The organism is Pseudooceanicola pacificus (assembly GCF_009789075.1).
Classification (GTDB): Bacteria; Pseudomonadota; Alphaproteobacteria; order Rhodobacterales; family Rhodobacteraceae; genus Pseudooceanicola; species Pseudooceanicola pacificus.
Map to the genome: position 1 here is coordinate 108,539 of NZ_WNXQ01000002.1, position 15,574 is coordinate 124,112.

At 67.5% G+C, this 15,574-nt stretch carries 20 protein-coding genes; 12 read left to right on the forward strand and 8 right to left on the reverse strand.

Going from position 1 to position 15,574, the window contains the following annotated elements; translation table 11 throughout:
* Window positions 1-100 precede the first annotated feature (100 nt).
* A complete protein-coding gene (locus GLS40_RS03590; protein ID WP_160381299.1) occupies window positions 101-508 on the reverse strand; it encodes a YkgJ family cysteine cluster protein in 408 nt (135 codons plus the stop codon).
* Between the two features lie 132 nt (window positions 509-640).
* Between GLS40_RS03590 and GLS40_RS03595 the strand changes: the two genes are divergently transcribed.
* From GLS40_RS03595 to coaD, 8 genes are all read left to right on the forward strand, one after another.
* A complete protein-coding gene (locus GLS40_RS03595; protein WP_160381300.1) occupies window positions 641-1,060 on the forward strand; it encodes a hypothetical protein in 420 nt (139 codons plus the stop codon).
* A 24-nt stretch (window positions 1,061-1,084) separates the two neighbouring features.
* Window positions 1,085-2,227, forward strand: coding sequence for an acyl-CoA dehydrogenase family protein (locus GLS40_RS03600; protein ID WP_160381302.1), 1,143 nt, complete (start codon window positions 1,085-1,087; stop codon window positions 2,225-2,227).
* Window positions 2,224-3,273: an enoyl-CoA hydratase/isomerase family protein gene (locus GLS40_RS03605; protein ID WP_160381304.1), complete on the forward strand. Its 1,050-nt coding sequence runs from the start codon at window positions 2,224-2,226 to the stop codon at window positions 3,271-3,273. Before GLS40_RS03600 ends, GLS40_RS03605 begins: the two co-directional genes overlap by 4 nt.
* Window positions 3,270-4,142, forward strand: a complete 873-nt coding sequence (gene mmsB, locus GLS40_RS03610) for a 3-hydroxyisobutyrate dehydrogenase (RefSeq protein WP_160381306.1) — start codon at window positions 3,270-3,272, stop codon at window positions 4,140-4,142. Before GLS40_RS03605 ends, mmsB begins: the two co-directional genes overlap by 4 nt.
* 123 nt (window positions 4,143-4,265) lie before the next feature.
* Window positions 4,266-5,015 carry a hypothetical protein gene (locus GLS40_RS17925; protein ID WP_235905767.1) on the forward strand — a complete coding sequence of 250 codons (750 nt, stop codon included), beginning with the start codon at window positions 4,266-4,268 and terminating at the stop codon, window positions 5,013-5,015.
* 89 nt (window positions 5,016-5,104) lie between these two features.
* The gene (locus tag GLS40_RS03620) at window positions 5,105-5,551 is read left to right on the forward strand and encodes a hypothetical protein (protein ID WP_160381308.1); all 447 of its coding nucleotides are present in this window, start codon (window positions 5,105-5,107) and stop codon (window positions 5,549-5,551) included.
* A 205-nt stretch (window positions 5,552-5,756) separates the two neighbouring features.
* A complete protein-coding gene (locus GLS40_RS03625; protein WP_160381310.1) occupies window positions 5,757-6,191 on the forward strand; it encodes a CBS domain-containing protein in 435 nt (144 codons plus the stop codon).
* A gap of 199 nt (window positions 6,192-6,390) precedes the next feature.
* Complete coding sequence (gene coaD, locus GLS40_RS03630; RefSeq protein WP_160381312.1) at window positions 6,391-6,888, forward strand: pantetheine-phosphate adenylyltransferase; 498 nt, start codon at window positions 6,391-6,393, stop codon at window positions 6,886-6,888.
* A gap of 16 nt (window positions 6,889-6,904) precedes the next feature.
* On the opposite strand, the gene GLS40_RS03635 is transcribed toward coaD, so the two are convergent.
* The 4 genes from GLS40_RS03635 to gap (GLS40_RS03645) all read right to left on the reverse strand — a co-directional run bounded on the left by GLS40_RS03635 (window position 6,905) and on the right by gap (GLS40_RS03645) (window position 10,364).
* The gene (locus tag GLS40_RS03635; protein ID WP_160381314.1) at window positions 6,905-7,858 is read right to left on the reverse strand and encodes an alpha/beta fold hydrolase; all 954 of its coding nucleotides are present in this window, start codon (window positions 7,856-7,858) and stop codon (window positions 6,905-6,907) included.
* Between the two features lie 28 nt (window positions 7,859-7,886).
* Window positions 7,887-8,030, reverse strand: coding sequence for a hypothetical protein (locus GLS40_RS17805; RefSeq protein WP_202075864.1), 144 nt, complete (start codon window positions 8,028-8,030; stop codon window positions 7,887-7,889).
* Between the two features lie 123 nt (window positions 8,031-8,153).
* A complete protein-coding gene (gap, locus tag GLS40_RS03640; RefSeq protein ID WP_160381316.1) occupies window positions 8,154-9,158 on the reverse strand; it encodes a type I glyceraldehyde-3-phosphate dehydrogenase in 1,005 nt (334 codons plus the stop codon).
* A 201-nt stretch (window positions 9,159-9,359) separates the two neighbouring features.
* Window positions 9,360-10,364 (reverse strand): type I glyceraldehyde-3-phosphate dehydrogenase, encoded by a 1,005-nt coding sequence (gene gap, locus GLS40_RS03645; protein WP_160381318.1) that lies wholly within the window; start codon window positions 10,362-10,364, stop codon window positions 9,360-9,362.
* 205 nt (window positions 10,365-10,569) lie between these two features.
* On the opposite strand from gap (GLS40_RS03645), the gene GLS40_RS03650 reads away from it, so the two are divergent.
* Window positions 10,570-10,932: a DoxX family protein gene (locus GLS40_RS03650; protein ID WP_160381320.1), complete on the forward strand. Its 363-nt coding sequence runs from the start codon at window positions 10,570-10,572 to the stop codon at window positions 10,930-10,932.
* Between the two features lie 61 nt (window positions 10,933-10,993).
* Here GLS40_RS03650 and tkt read toward each other — a convergent pair whose 3' ends face one another.
* Window positions 10,994-13,009, reverse strand: coding sequence for a transketolase (tkt, locus tag GLS40_RS03655; RefSeq protein WP_160381322.1), 2,016 nt, complete (start codon window positions 13,007-13,009; stop codon window positions 10,994-10,996).
* A 219-nt stretch (window positions 13,010-13,228) separates the two neighbouring features.
* Here tkt and GLS40_RS03660 point away from each other — a divergent pair, with 219 nt between their 5' ends.
* From GLS40_RS03660 to GLS40_RS03670, 3 genes are read left to right on the forward strand one after another with little or no spacing between them, the layout of a single operon-like run.
* The gene (locus GLS40_RS03660; protein WP_202075866.1) at window positions 13,229-13,936 is read left to right on the forward strand and encodes a hypothetical protein; all 708 of its coding nucleotides are present in this window, start codon (window positions 13,229-13,231) and stop codon (window positions 13,934-13,936) included.
* A complete protein-coding gene (locus GLS40_RS03665) occupies window positions 13,936-14,334 on the forward strand; it encodes a cell division protein ZapA (protein ID WP_160381324.1) in 399 nt (132 codons plus the stop codon). Before GLS40_RS03660 ends, GLS40_RS03665 begins: the two co-directional genes overlap by 1 nt.
* Window positions 14,331-14,669: an MliC family protein gene (locus GLS40_RS03670; RefSeq protein ID WP_160381325.1), complete on the forward strand. Its 339-nt coding sequence runs from the start codon at window positions 14,331-14,333 to the stop codon at window positions 14,667-14,669. The genes GLS40_RS03665 and GLS40_RS03670 overlap by 4 nt, the downstream gene beginning before the upstream one ends.
* A 49-nt stretch (window positions 14,670-14,718) precedes the next feature.
* Here GLS40_RS03670 and grxD read toward each other — a convergent pair whose 3' ends face one another.
* Together grxD and GLS40_RS03680 are read right to left on the reverse strand one after the other, a co-directional pair.
* Window positions 14,719-15,081 carry a Grx4 family monothiol glutaredoxin gene (gene grxD / locus GLS40_RS03675; protein ID WP_160381327.1) on the reverse strand — a complete coding sequence of 121 codons (363 nt, stop codon included), beginning with the start codon at window positions 15,079-15,081 and terminating at the stop codon, window positions 14,719-14,721.
* 61 nt (window positions 15,082-15,142) lie between these two features.
* Window positions 15,143-15,379, reverse strand: coding sequence for a BolA family protein (locus GLS40_RS03680; RefSeq protein WP_160381329.1), 237 nt, complete (start codon window positions 15,377-15,379; stop codon window positions 15,143-15,145).
* Window positions 15,380-15,574 lie beyond the last annotated feature (195 nt).

A 15,574-nucleotide genomic window follows, 5' to 3' on the forward strand; every position in this document is an offset into this window, starting at 1 on the left:
ACCGGGCGGGCGCGGCGTCACAGCCTCGCGCCCGCCCGTCCGATCCCCGATCCCCGCAAGGAGAGCCGCGATGCCATCCGCACCGGCGCGATGCCCGTTGTCAGGCCCGGTCCCCGGGCACCCTGCGCCTGCCGGGCGACATGGCGTCGATCACCCCGGCCGCCGGAAGGTCGTCGGGCAGGGGGGCCGGGCCGGATGTCATGCGTTGCGCCTCGGCGCCCCGGTGACGGCGCGCCATCGCGCATTCGAAGCTGCCCGCCCGGAACGCGCGGCAGGCGGTCGGGCGGCTGTCGTAGACCGCGCAGGCCAGGGTGCCCGCATCGGTCAGGGTCAGCTGGGCGCAATGGCCGCCCGTCATCGCCATGAACACCTCTGCGCCGTCCCAGTGCAGGGCGTGGTCGGGCAGGCCGCGGGCCAGGTCTTCGGGGAACAGTCGGATATAGCGGTCGTGCCCGCCGAAACAGCAGGCCCCGCAGGAGAGACACTCCGGTACGGTCTTTGGGATCAAGATGGAACACTCGCGGTGCCGGCCGGCGGCTACTGGACCGACGGCGATGCACCGCAGAGGCGATACACCACTGTCGTTTCACGGAAAAGAGGCTATGGTTGCGATCCAGATCTGGACAACCGGAAGACTTGCATGGCCGTTTCTTTCCGCATCCTGCCACAGCACGGGCTGGTCCATGTCCGGTTCTCGGGGCAGGTGATCCTGAGCGACAGCAGCACGGCGTTGCAGCGGTTTGCGGCCCACCCGGAGTTCCGCCCGGGGCTGAATCAGCTGATCGACCTGACCGACGTGACCGGCCATATCGCCGACCCTGTCGAACTGTTCCGTGTGCATGCGCGCAAGGCCGAGGTGTTCAACCGCCCCGGCGAGCAGAACCTGACAGTCTATATCGCACCGCATGAAACGGCCCAGAAGCTGGTCGCGCTGATCCTGCGGTCCTTCGAGGGGATCGAGGGGCTGCGCCATTCGGTGGTCCGCGCCGAGGCCGAGGCGATGGATGTGCTGGGCTTTGCCCAACGATCGGTCGCGGAGTTGACGGAACAGCCGGTCTGACCGGCATCACGAGGGGGGAGGCCCATGGATTTCGCACTTTCTGAGGAACAGCAGGCCATATTCGACATGGCCCATGCCTTTGGGCAGGACCATATCGCCCCCTTTGCCCGGCAGTGGGAGGCAGAGGGCACGATACCCAAGGATCTCTGGCCGCGTATCGGCGAACTGGGGTTCGGCGGGCTCTACGTCAGCGAAGAGAACGGCGGCTCGGGGCTGAGCCGGCTGGACGCCACGCTGGTCTTCGAGGCGCTGTCGATGGCTTGCCCCTCGGTCGCGGCCTTCCTGTCGATCCACAACATGTGCGCGCGGATGCTGGACAGCTTTGCCAGCGACGAACTGCGCGCGCGCGTCATGCCCGGTGTGCTGTCGATGGAGACGGTGCTGTCCTATTGCCTGACCGAACCGGGATCGGGCTCGGACGCCTCGGCGCTCAAGACCCGGGCCGAGCGCACGAACGAGGGGTACAGCCTGACCGGGACCAAGGCCTTCATCTCGGGCGGCGGCTATTCCGACGCCTATGTGGTGATGGTGCGCACCGGGGATGCCGGGCCCAAGGGCATCTCGACCGTCTATGTCGAGGACGGGACCGAGGGCCTGTCCTTCGGCGGGCTGGAGCGGAAAATGGGCTGGCAGAGCCAGCCGACCCGCCAGGTGCAGCTTGACAATTGCAACATTCCTGCCGGAAACCTGGTTGGCGAGGAGGGTAGGGGTTTCACTTATGCGATGAAGGGGCTGGATGGCGGGCGGTTGAACATCTCGGCCTGTTCGCTGGGCGCGGCGCAGGCCGGGCTGGATGCCACGCTGACCTACATGGGCGAGCGCAAGGCCTTTGGCCAGCCCATCGACCAGTTCCAGGCCCTGCAGTTCCGCCTGGCCGACATGGAGATCGAGCTGCAGGCGGCGCGCACCTTCCTGCGGCAGGCGGCGTGGAAGCTGGACACCGGCGCGCCGGATGCCACCAAGTTCTGCGCCATGGCCAAGAAGTTCGTGACCGAGGCCGGCAGCTGCATCGTGAACCAGTGCCTGCAGCTGCATGGCGGCTACGGCTACCTGGCCGATTACGGGATCGAGAAGCTGGTCCGCGACCTCAGGGTGCACGAGATCCTCGAAGGCACCAACGAGATCATGCGAATGATCACCGCCCGTCACATGCTGGCCGCACGATGACCCCGGATCTGCACATCCGCACCGACGGGCGGGCCGGGCGCATCACGCTCACCCGGCCCAAGGCGCTGAACGCGCTGAGCCACCAGATGTCGCTGGATATCGAGGATGCGCTGGACGCCTGGGCCGGGGATGACGCGGTCGACCTGGTGATCCTGGACGCCCGGGGGGACAAGGCCTTTTGCGCGGGCGGCGATATCGCCCGGATTCACGCCCAGGGCACGGCCGGAGAGCTGGACGGCCCGCGCGGGTTCTGGCGCGACGAATACCGCATGAATGCCAAGCTGGCGGATTATGCCAAGCCGGTGGTGTCCTTCATGCAGGGCTTTGTCATGGGCGGGGGCGTGGGGCTGGGCTGCCACACCCATTACCGCGTGGTGTCCGACACCACCCGCATGGCGATGCCGGAATGCGGTATCGGCCTGATGCCCGATGTCGGCGGCACCCTGCTGCTGGCGCGCGCGCCGGGCCGGGCGGGGGAATATATCGGCCTCAGCGGGGCGCGCATGGGCGCGGCCGACGCGATCCACGCGGGCTTTGCCGATTGCTTCATCCCCGAGGCGATGTGGGCCGATGTGATCGCCTCGCTCTGCCTGAACGGCGACCCGGACCTGGTGCGCAAGGCGGCGCTGTCGCCGCCGGAAAGCACGCTGCCGGCGCTGGCCGGCGAGATCGACGCCCTGTTTGACGCGCCCGACCTGCCGTCCCTGATACAGGCGCTGGAGGAGGCGGGCACGGAATTCGCCACTGCCACGCTCAAATCGCTGCGGCATCATTCGCCCCTGTCGATGGCCTGCACCCTGGCCGCCGTCCGCGCGATGCGCGGCGATCACGACATCCGCGACGCGCTGCGGCAGGAATACCGCTTCACGCATCGTTCGCTGGACATGGGCGATCTGCTGGAAGGCATCCGCGCGCAGATCATCGACAAGGACCGCAATCCCCGGTGGAAACACGATATCGCCAGCCTCACCGCGGCGGATGTCGCGGCCATGCTGGCCCCGCTGGGCGCGGCGGAACTGACATTCGAAAGGGAGGACAAGCCATGAAGATCGGGTTCATAGGTCTGGGCAACATGGGCGGGCCGATGGCCGCAAACCTGGCCGCCGCCGGGCATGAGGTGACGGGGTTCGACACCGCCCCGGTCAGCATCGACGGGGTGAGCATGGCGCCAAGCGCGGCCGAGGCCGCCGCCGGGCGCGAGGTGGTGATCACCATGCTGCCCAACGGGGCCATCCTGCGCGCCGTCGCCGCCGAGATCGTGCCGGTCATGGCGGGCGGGGCGGTTTTCCTCGATTGCTCGACCGTCGATGTGGACAGCGCCCGTGCGGTGGCCGCGGACGCGGCGGATCGTGGACTGATGGCGCTGGATGCGCCGGTCTCGGGCGGGATCGGCGGGGCGCAGGGCGGCACGCTGACCTTCATGGTGGGGGGCGGGGCCGAGGGCTTTGCCAAGGCGAAACCGCTGTTCGACATCATGGGCCAGAAGGCGGTGCATTGCGGCCCCTCGGGCAACGGACAGGCGGCGAAGATCTGCAACAACATGATCCTTGGCGCGACCATGATCGTGACCTGCGAGGCCTTTGCCCTGGCCGACAAGCTTGGGCTGGACCGGCAGGCGATGTTCGACGTGGTCTCGACCTCGTCGGGGTATTCCTGGTCGATGAACGCCTATTGCCCGGCGCCGGGGGTGGGGCCGACCTCGCCCGCCGACAACGGCTACAAGCCCGGGTTTGCCGCCGATCTGATGCTCAAGGATCTGCGCCTGTCGCAGCAGGCGGCCGAGGCCGCCGATGCCGACACACCGCTGGGCGCCGCCGCCACCGCGCTCTATGCCGCCTTCGTCGAGGAGGAGGACGGCAAGGGCCGCGATTTCAGCGCCATGCTGCCCCGGTTCGAGGGGCGAGGGCGCGGCTGAGCCTCTGGCGGTCTTTCGCCCATCCGGCGGGCGCGCGGGAACCTGCGTGCCCGCCGGCTGTTGTCCTTGCAACGAACAGGGGGCGGCCCGGATGCCGCCCTGTCCTCACGCAAGGAGACGATCATGACTGTCCTGACGAAATCCGCCGGTCTGGCTGCCATCATCGCCACGGCGCTTCTGCCCGTCGCCGCGACGGCCAAGGACAACGGCCACGGCCACGGCAAGGCCAAGGGCCATATGAAACAGCAGCTCAAGCACAAGGGCGGCCCCAAGGCCAAGGGCCACAAGGTCGAAGTGCGCCGCGAAGAGCCCAGGACCGTGATCCGCGAACGCACCGTGCTGCGCGAGGCCAACCCCGTGACGCGCGTGCTGCGCGATGCGCCGAAATCCGGCGGTCTGGACCTGGGCGATGTGGTCACCGCCACCGCGCTGGCCGCGGCGGGCGCGATGCTGTCCAATGGCACAGGGCTGGACATCGGCAACCTGAACTACCTCTACGGCGACGATGTCCTGTATGACAGGGACGGGCGCGCCTATGTGGTCGACACCCGTCGCGACGACCGCGTCTACGTCGATGACCGCTATGTCTATGTCGACAACAACGACCGCCGCTTCTGCCCGCCGGGCCTGGCCAAGAAGACACCGGCCTGCGTGCCGCCGGGCCATGCGGGCGATTTCGCCTATCACGTGGGTGACCGGATCGACTCCGTCGACCTGGACCGCTACGTGCTGGTGCGCGACCCGGGCCGCTATGGGCTGGACCCCTACGGCACCTATTACCGCGCCGACGATTACGTGGTGCAGGTGAACCGCGAAACCAACGAAATCACCGCTCTCATCGGCCTTGCCGCCGCCGTGCTGAGCGGCGGGTAACCCGCCCGGCGGGGGGCCGCCCTGCGCGGCCCTTCCCAAGACGGCATGTTTTTGGCATCCTGCGGGGGCTGTTGCCGAAAGACCGATCCATGAAACCTGTCACGCTTGTGGCGTGCGCCCTGGCTTGTGCGGCCATTGCGCCGGCTGTTCACGCAGCCTGTTCCGTCACCATTTCCACCGCCCGCTGCGTCAGCGCATTCGGGCAGGCGCCCACCGGCCCCGCGACGGAGGAGGCGGGCATTTCCGCCCGTTTCGTCCAGGCGCCCGAACGGCCCGAACGGCCCGAACGGATCGTCCCCGGGCGGTCCACGCGGTTCTTCTCGACCTCTGCCGTGCCGCCGCCGCCGCCGACCTATGCGCCGGGCGATGTCCTGCCGGACGATGTGATGATCCTGCTCAACCGGGAACGCCACGGCCTGCCGGCGCCGCGCGACGGCTGGACCTATTTTCGCACCGGGCGCGAGGTCTATCGCGCCGACCTGCAGACGCGCGAAGTGATCGACCGGGTCAACGACCACATGTCGATCAGGTTCTGAGGGCCGCGCCAGGCGCCGCAAAAAGCGGCAGCGGGCGGCGCTTCCCTGTGCAACCGGCGGGTTCGGCCCGGCGCGGGCAGGGGGCACGGGCAGCGGGGCGCGGGAAAGTCAGCCAAAGAAAACCGCCGCTTGACAGAATATCGGACAATCTGTGACCCTTGGGATCCGGAGGAGGAGACCGGACACCCAGGGAGGCACTATTATCATGCTGGTTCACCAGATCCTGAAATCCAAGGGCAACGACGGCGTCATCACCGTCGATCCCGGCGCGTCTGTTGCCGAGGTCGCGAAATTGCTGGCTGAGAAAAGGATCGGCGGCGTGGTGGTGTCTTCCGACCGGGAGACGCCGATCGGCATCCTGTCGGAGCGTGACATCGTCCGGGCACTTGGCCAGCGCGGGCCGGACTGCCTGAAAGACACGGCACGGCAGATGATGACCGCCAACCCGATCTGCTGCAGCCGCGAGGATTCCGCCGATAGCGTGCTCCAGCGGATGACCGAAGGGCGGTTCCGCCACATGCCGGTGACCGAAAAGGGCCGGCTGGTGGGGATCGTGACCATCGGCGACGTGGTCAAGTCGCGGCTCGACGAGCTGACGATGGAGAAATCCGCCCTCGAAGGGATGATCATGGGCCATTGAGCCCGCGGCGCGGGGCAGGGCCGGCGGGGCATCGCCTGTCCGTGCCTTGTGCCGTGGTTCCGGGGCGGGGGCGCGGGACCGAATTGGCGCGGGGCTGATTTTGGCAATCCGGCACATACGGGTTCTCTTTCGTCCGGTCTTGCATTCCCCGGCGTAATATTGTTGCGTGCGCTCCGAAGCTCACGACGCGGAGACTGCAATGCGGATCGGCCTGTACCCCGGCACCTTCGACCCCATCACGCTGGGACATATCGACATCATCCGCCGCGGCGCGGCGCTGGTCGACCGCCTGGTGATCGGTGTCGCGATCAACCGTGACAAGGGGCCCCTGTTCGGGCTGGAAGAGCGTGTCGAGATGATCGAGGCGGTCTGCTGCAAGCTCTCCGAAGAGACCGGGACCGAGATCATCGCCCATCCGTTCGAAAACCTGCTGATCCACTGCGCCCGCGACGTGGGCGCCAGCGTGATCGTGCGCGGCCTGCGCGCGGTGGCGGATTTCGAATACGAATACCAGATGGTCGGCATGAACCGGGTGCTCGACAGCTCGGTCGAAACGGTGTTCCTGATGGCCGAGGCCAAGCATCAGGCCATTGCCTCGAAGCTGGTCAAGGAAATCGCCCGGCTGGACGGGGATGTGACGAATTTCGTCACCCCCGAGGTCCACAAGCGCCTGATGGCCAAACTCGGCAGGGGCTGACCCCGGCCACGGGCCGTCAGGTCATCGCCTGACTGGCGCGCCGGATGAAGGTCGCGCAGGTCTCGGGGCGGGTGACGGGGATCATGTGCCCGCCGTCGATCAGCTCCAGCCCGATCTGGGGCACCCGCGTGACCAGATCCGCGCCGTGATGTTCGGGGTCGAGGATCCGGTCCTCGCGCCCGAACAGGATGCGCACAGGCAGGGTCAGCCGGGGGTATTCGCGGGCCATGGACGGCAGGTCGTCGGCGGTGTTGACGAAATCGCGGCTGGCCTGGATGAAATGGCGCGGACGCAGGCCAAGCAGGCCGCCGCCCCGGATGGCGTAGGTGTCCGGCACGGGGTCGGGGCCAAAGATCAGCTCTTCCACCGGTTCGGGGCGGCGGATCATGGTCGGCACCGCGAAGGTCCAGCCGACAAAGCGGCGCAGGATGTCGGAGCGGATGGCAAGGCCCGCAAAGGCCTCCGAGGCTTCCTCCACCGGCATGGTCAGCGGCGCCAGCAGGGCCAGGCCGCGCAGCTTGGACCCGTGCCGCAGGGCCATGCCCAGGGCAATGGCGCCACCCAGCGAATGGCCCACGATCAGGGGGCGTTCGATGCCGAGCGCCTTGATGATCTCCATCATCTGGTCGGCCTGGGCCATGATATTGGTGGGCGTGCTGGCGGGGCGTTCGGAATAGCCCATGCCGGGGCGGTCAATCAGGGTGACGCGGTGATCGCGCGCCAGGTTGTCGGCCAGGCCGGTGTCGAAATTGCCCATCTGCCCGCCCAGGCCGTGGATCATCACGATCTCGGGCCCGTTGCCGCAGGACAGGTAATGCAGCTTGCCGGTCGACACCGGCACAAAGGCGCCGCGTGGCGGCACGCTGCGCTGCACGTTCCACTGGATCCAGATGGCGTAGATCACCAGCCCCAGCAGGATGACCGCCGTGATGCCGACAACGGCCAGAACGATCAGGACGATCGGCGACATGTTCCGCTCCGCTCCCTCGGGCCCGGGGCTAGCGCCAGAAGGCCAGCCAGTCGATCAGGGCCGCGAATTTCTTGGCGAGAAACAGGGCGTTCGCCCAGTCGAACATCATGGCGTCGATGCCCAGAAGAAGGGCGATGACAAGGCCAATGGCGATGGCGATCTGGTTGGTCATCCGGCGTCCCGCGCGAGTGCTGTCGAAGGCTATGCCCGACCGTTGCGCCCGGATCAAGTGGCCGGGGCCGCGCGCTGATGCCACAGTGCTGTCCCGGTCTCAGTTCCCGGGCGGCGCTGCGGATCAGTTGATGCGGCGCCCGATGGCGGCGGCGACATCGGCCATGCGGTTGGAAAAGCCCCATTCGTTGTCATACCAGGCCAGAACCCGCACCATGGTTCCGTCCATCACCCGCGTCTGGTCCAGTGCGGCGGTGGAGGAATGGGCGTCATGGTTGAAATCGACCGAGACGAGCTTGTCCCAGGTCACGCCCAGAACGCCCTTGAGCGGGCCCTCGGCGGCTTCTGTCAGGGCGGCGTTGATCTCCTCCACCGTGGTGGCGCGGCCGGCTTCGAAGGTCAGGTCGACACAAGAGACATTGGGCGTGGGCACCCGGATCGCCACCCCGTCAAGCCGCCCGTCGAGCTCCGGCAGCACCAGGCCCACGGCGCGTGCGGCGCCGGTGGAGGTGGGGATCATCGACATCGCGGCGGCGCGGGCGCGGTAAAGGTCCTTGTGCCCGGTGTCCAGCGTGGGCTGGTCGCCGGTATAGGAATGCACCGTGGTCATGAAGCCCTTGCGGATGCCCACGGCGGCATGCAGCACCTTGGCGACCGGCGCCAGGCAGTTGGTGGTGCAGGAGGCGTTTGAGACGACGTGATCCCCGGTTTCCAGCGCCGCGTCGTTCACGCCGAAGACCACCGTGCGGTCCGCGCCCTTGGACGGGGCCGAGACCAGCACCCGCGAGGCGCCGTTTTCCAGATGCACGGCGGCCTTGTCCCGGTCGGTGAAGATGCCGGTGCATTCCAGCACGACATCCACGTCCTTCCACGGCAGCTCTGCCGGGTTGCGCAGGGCGGTGACGCGGATCGGCCCGCGCCCGGCGTCGATGCTGCTGTCGCCATGTGTGACCACGCCCGGGAAGCGGCCATGCACGCTGTCGTATTTCAGCAGATGGGCATTGGTGGCGACGGGCTGCAGATCGTTGATGGCGACAACTTCGACATCGTCGCGGCCCTGTTCGACGATGGCGCGCAGCACGTTGCGCCCGATGCGTCCGAATCCGTTGATGGCAAGGGTAGTGGTCATGAGTGCCTCCACGATAGGGAGTGTCTGTTAGCGCTAACCTAACGTTTCGGAGGCAGGAGTCAAATGCGTCCGGACAGATGACCGCCATTCACGCAAAAGACCGCGTCACGCGGCGGGGAGACACTTCTGTGTGCATAGGAAAAGGGCCCGCCGGGCGTATCCGGCGGGCCCTTGACTGCACCGTGTTAAGGTTGCTTGGGATCAGTTCACGAGGCGCCCCATGGCCGCGGCCACATCGGCCATGCGGCAGGAGAAGCCCCATTCGTTGTCGTACCATGCCAGAACCCGGACCAGGCGCTTGCCGATCACCTTGGTCTGGTCGGGGGCAAAGATCGACGACTGTTCGGTATGGCAGAAATCGACCGAGACCTTGGGTTCCGGGTCATAGCCCATCACCATGCCCATGTGGCCGTTGACCGCGTCGCGTACGACCTCGTTCACATCGGCTTCGGTCACGTCCTTGCCGGCGACAAAGGTCAGGTCCACGGCCGAGACATTGGGCGTGGGCACGCGGATGGCCGACCCGTCCAGCTTGCCCTTCAGCTCGGGCAGCACCTCGCCCAGGGCCTTGGCGGCGCCGGTGGAGGTGGGGATCATCGACATGGCCGCCGCACGAGCGCGGTAGAGGTCGGAATGGCGGCGGTCCAGCGTGGGCTGGTCGCCGGTGTAGCTGTGGATCGTGGTCATGATGCCGCTCTCGATGCCGATGGCATCGTTCAGCACCTTGGCCAGCGGGGCCAGGCAGTTGGTGGTGCAGGACCCGTTCGAGATCATGTAATCGCCCTGTTCCAGCGCGCGGTGGTTCACGCCGTAGACGATAGTCTTCTGCACATTCTTGGCGGGGGCCGAGATCAGCACCGATTTGGCGCCGCGCTCGCGGTGGACCTTGGCCTTTTCGCCGTCGTTGAACTTGCCGGTGCATTCCAGCACCACGTCGACGCCGGACCAGTCGAGGTCCTGCGGGTCGTAGGTCGAAAAGACCTCCATCGGGCCGCGGCCCAGGTCCATCGTGTTGCCTTCGACCTTGACCGTGCCGCCGAACCGGCCATGCACGCTGTCGTATTTCAGCAGGTGGGCATTGGTTTCGATCGGGCCGGTGGCGTTGATCTTGACGACCTGCACGTCATTTCGTGCGCTCTCGGCGATATGGGCGAGGGTGCAGCGGCCAATGCGGCCAAATCCGTTGATACCGATGGTCACGGTCATGTGCGGCGTCTCCTGTGTGCAGTCGCGCATGCTATATCCGGGTCGTGTGACAAAAATAAGAGGAAAAAGCCGGAAATTCCAATGTGTTAGCGATAACCTAGACATTGGTGTGTCCTGTTGGCGCTAACCTCGGAGGTGTTCCGCGCTAACATTACCGGGCGGGGCGGCATTTCGCCGGGCCCGGCAAGAATCAACGGGGGCGGACATGGCGGATCTTGCGGTACTGGTGGGTCGGCTGCTGATCGCGGCGCTGTTTCTGGGCGGCGCGGCGCAGAAACTGGGCGATCCCGAGCCGGTGAAGGGCCTGCTGGCCGGTGCGGGCTGGCCGGTCTGGCTGTGGATTCCGGCGATGCTCTACAACCTCGGCGCGGGCATGGCACTGGTCACCGGCGTGGCGGTGCGCCCGGTGGCGGCCAGCCTGGCGGGCTATTGCGCGGTCACGTCGTATTTCCATTTCCTGCCGGACGACCCGTGGCAGATGACGATCTTCGTCAAGAACTGGGCCATCGCGGGCGGCTGTCTGGTGCTGGCGGCCCACGGGGCCGGGCGGTTCGCGCTCAGGCGGTGAAACGCAAAGGGGCGGACCCGCGGCCCGCCCCCCCCCCTGTGTCCCGTCCAATCCCGCGGGATCAGAGCAGCGACTTGACCTTCTCGGCCACCGCCTCGGCGGTGATGCCGAATTTCTCGTAGAGCACTTCGGCCGGGGCAGAGGCGCCAAAGCTGTCCATGCCGACAAACCCGGCCTTGGCCTCGCGCCCGCGCTCGCCCAGCAACCAGCGGTCCCAGCCCATGCGCACACCGGCCTCCACCGCCACGCGGACGGAACCGGCGGGCAGGACGCGCTTGCGCAGCGCCTCGTCCTGCATCTCGAACAGCTCCATGCAGGGCATCGAGACGACGCGGGTGCCGATGCCCTCGGCCTCCAGCAGGTCGCGCGCCTTCATGGCGATTTCCACCTCGGACCCGGTGGCCATCAGGATCGCCTGGCGCTTGGCCTCGGCATCGGCCAGCACATAGGCGCCCTGGGCGGTCATGTTCTTGGCCTTGTAGGCGGTGCGCAGGGTGGCCACGTTCTGGCGCGTAAGCGACAGGACAGAGGGCGTGCCGGTCTGGGTCAGGGCGATTTCCCAGGCCTCGGCGGTTTCCACCGTGTCGGCGGGGCGGAACACCAGGGTGTTCGGCGTCGCGCGGCTGATCGCCAGATGTTCCACCGGCTGGTGCGTCGGGCCGTCCTCGCCCAGGCCGATGCTGTCATGGGTCATCACATAGACCACCGGCACCTGCATCAGCGCCGAAAGGCGCATCGCCGGGCGGGCGTAATCGGTGAAGCACATGAAGGTCCCGGAATAGGGCCGGATCCCGCCGTGCAGCGCCATGCCGTTCATCGCGGCGGCCATGCCATGTTCGCGGATGCCGTAATGCACGAACCGCCCTTCGCGGTTGTCGATATCGAAGACGCCCAGATCGCCGGTCTTGGTGTTGTTCGATCCCGTCAGGTCGGCCGAGCCGCCGACGGTTTCGGGCAGCACGGGGTTCACCACCTCCAGCACCATTTCCGAGCTCTTGCGCGTCGCGACCTTGGGCTGGGCCTCGGCCATCTGCTTCTTCAGCGCGCGGATCACGGCGGCCAGCTTGGTCGGCACCTCGCCGCTCATCACGCGGTTGAACTCGGCCTGCTTGCGGTCCGACGCGGCGGCAAAGGCGACCTCCCAGGCGAAACGCGCCTCGGTTCCGCGACGGCCGGCCTCTTCCCAGGCCGACTTGACGTCGTCGGGGATTTCAAAGGCGGGGGCGGTCCAGCCATAGGCCGACTTGGCATCGGCGATCAGGGTCGCATCGGTCAGCGCGCCGTGCCCCTTCGAGGTGTCCTGCGCCGAGGAGCCAAGCGCGATATGCGTCTTGCAGGCGATCATCGAGGGCAGGTCGCTCTTCTTCGCGGCGGTGATGGCGGCGTCGATCGCATCGGGGTCGTGGCCGTCGATCTCCTGCACATGCCAGCCCGACGCCTTGAACCGCGCGACCTGATCGGTGCGGTCGGACAGGTCGACCTTGCCGTCGATGGTGATGCCGTTGTTGTCCCAGAAGACGATCAGCCGGCCAAGCTGCTGGCGGCCTGCCAGCGCGATGGCCTCATGGCTGACGCCTTCCATCAGGCAGCCGTCGCCGGCGATGCAATAGGTGTGGTGGTCGACGAATTTCTTGCCGAAGCGGGCGCGCAGCATTTCCTCGGCCATGGCAAAGCCGACAGAATTCGCGATGCCCTGGCCCAGCGGGCCGGTCGTGGTCTCGATCCCGTGGGCCAGGAAGTTCTCGGGGTGGCCGGCGGTGCGTGCGCCCAGCTGGCGGAAGTTGCGCAGCTCCTCGATCGGGAATTCCTCGTAGCCGGTGAGGTGCAGCAGGGAATAAAGCAGCATCGACCCGTGGCCCGCCGACAGGATGAACCGGTCGCGGTCGGCCCAGGTCGGGGCGGAGGCGTCGAATTTCAGGTGCTTGGTGAACAGCACGGTGGCGACGTCGGCCATGCCCATCGGCATGCCGGAATGGCCGGAATTCGCGGCAGCGACAGCATCGAGCGTCAGGGCGCGGATGGCGGCGGCCATATTCCAGTGTTCGGGATGCGCGGTGCGCAGGGCGGCGATATCCATCGGCTTTTCCTGTCAGTAACTGTTTTCGGCAGCGGCGTTGCATAGCTCTGTACCAGCCGGGGGCGGAATATCAAGACGCAGTTCCCCCAGCGTGAAGCGCGTGCCGTATCGGTCCGGAAAGATTGGGAAACCCCCCGCCTTTCGCTAGACTTGGCGAAAAGCGGCAGGGCCCGGCGATTCGCCATGACCGGGGTCCGCCGGACAAGAGGGGTTCGAGGGATGAGTGAGAGCGAGAGCACGCTCGACGATTTGCAACGCAGGATCACGGCCGCGATGGAGCGTATCGGGCGCGGAGTCGAGGCGCTGGACCGTCCGGCGCCGTCTCCGATGCCGGACGCCGGGGCCGTGCCGGTCGAGCCGGAAGACGCCGAGGCGCCGCCCGCCGATCCGGACGGCGCGGCGCCCGCCGCCGACCTGCCCGAGATGGCCGAGCTGACCCGCGCTCTGGAGGAGGAACGCCTCGCCAGCGCCCAGCTGGAGGAGCGGGTCAAGGATCTGCGCGCCCGGCAGGAAGAGGCCGGGGCCGATCACCGCAAGACGGTCGAGGATCTGCGCCGTGCCATGGCGGCCCTGGACGCCGACCTGCAGAGCCTGCGCCTGTCCAACGCCCGCCTGCGCGAGAACAACAGCGCCCTGCGCGAAGCGAATGCGGCGGGGCTGGCCGATGCCACGCTGATCGACGCGGGCATGGCCGCCGAACTCGCCGCGCTGCGCGCCGGGGCCGAGGCCGACCGCAGCGAGGCCGCCGCCATTCTGGCGGCGCTGTCGCCGCTGATGCCGCCTGTCGCCGAACCGGACGCGCCCGGGCCGCAGGCGCCAGAGATCGAAACGCCCGACCCAGAAGACGCCGATATGGACGCGCCCGCAGCCGATCCGGCGATGCCCGGGGCCGCCGGAACCACGGCGCCCGACAAGGAGGACAGCTGATGCCCGAAGTCGAGATCACCATCGGCGGGCGCTCCTTCGAGGTCGCCTGCGCCGCCGGCGAAGAGGATTACCTGATCGCCGCCGCCGCCATGCTGGACACCGAGGCCGGGGCCCTGATCCAGCAGGTCGGCCGTATCCCCGATGCGCGCATGCTGCTGATGGCCGGGCTGATGCTGGCCGACCGCACCGCCGGGGTCGAGGACAAGCTGCGCGATGCCGAGGCCGAGGCCGGCCGCCTGCGTGCCGAACTCGAGGCGCTGCAATCGCGCCCCGCGCCGGATCCGGAAAAGGTCGAGGTGCCGGTCATCCCCGCCCATGTCACCGAAACCCTCGCCGAACTGGCGGCCCGGGCCGAAGCCCTGGCCGACACGGTCGAGGAAAAGGCCGCCGGGTCTTGATCCGCGCCCCTGCCGCCGCCGCCACGGCGCTGCTGGCGGCCACGCCGCTTGCCGCCCAGGACGTGATCGAGGTGACCTATGTCTGCGAGCGCGGTGTAGAAATCCCGGTTGTCTATATCGAGGGCGAGGCCTCCACCGCCGTTCTGCTGGCCGAGGGGCGCATGGTCGTGCTGCCCCGCGCCGTCTCGGGCTCCGGCGCGCGCTATGCGCGGGACGGGGATGCCGAGGGCTATGTCTGGTGGAACAAGGGCGACGAGGCCACGCTGGCCTGGTTCGACGCCAGGCTTGGCGAAGAGGTCACGCTCTACGCCTTCTGCGAGGAAACCGGCGACTGAACGCCGGGCAGGGGGCCGCGGCGCGGCCCCCGTCCTGCATGTCGCGGGATCAGCCGTTGGCCGCGCGGATCTTCTCGGCGGCGTCCTTGTCGAATGCCACGGCATTGGCTTCGAACAGCTGGTCCAACTCGCCCGACAGGGTCATCTCGGTGATGATGTCGCAGCCGCCCACGAATTCGCCCTTCACATAGAGCTGCGGGATGGTCGGCCAGTCGGAATAGTCCTTGATGCCCTGGCGGATGTCCTGGTCGGCCAGCACGTTCACATCGGTGAATTCCACGCCCATGTAGTTCAGGACGCCGGCGACGCGGCTGGAAAAGCCGCATTGCGGCATCGACTTGGTGCCCTTCATGAACAGTACCACGTCGTTGGATTTCACCATCTCGTCGATGGAAGTCTTCACGTCGGTCATTTCGTGTCTCCAGTGTTCCCCCGCGCAGCGCACGCAGAGAGGTGTGTCCTTGGTCCCGGTCTCAGGCGGGCGCCCGGGTCGTCAGGGCCAGCGCGTGCAGCTCGCCGTTCGGCCCGTCCATCTTGCCCTTCAGTGCGGCATAGACGGCCCGCTGCTGCTGCACCCGGTTCTTGCCCCGGAAACTCTCGTCCACCACCAGGGCCGAGAAATGCTGGCCATCGTCCCCCTCGACCGTGATCGCGGCCTGGGGAAATTCCGAGCGGATCAGATCCTCGATGTCGTGGGCGGTCATGGGCATGTCTGGCCTCCGGGAAGTGCTGTGTATGAATTTAGATGCCGCATGGCAGCGGCGCAAGGTGTTGAGGGTCCGGGGGCGCGCATCCCCGGCTTCATCTCGTCGGAAATAATCCCGCCGGAGGCATCCGCCCCATCAACCGGCGCGCATGGATCGGCAGGGCATCCCCCCGCCGATATCGCCCAGCGTCACGGCGGG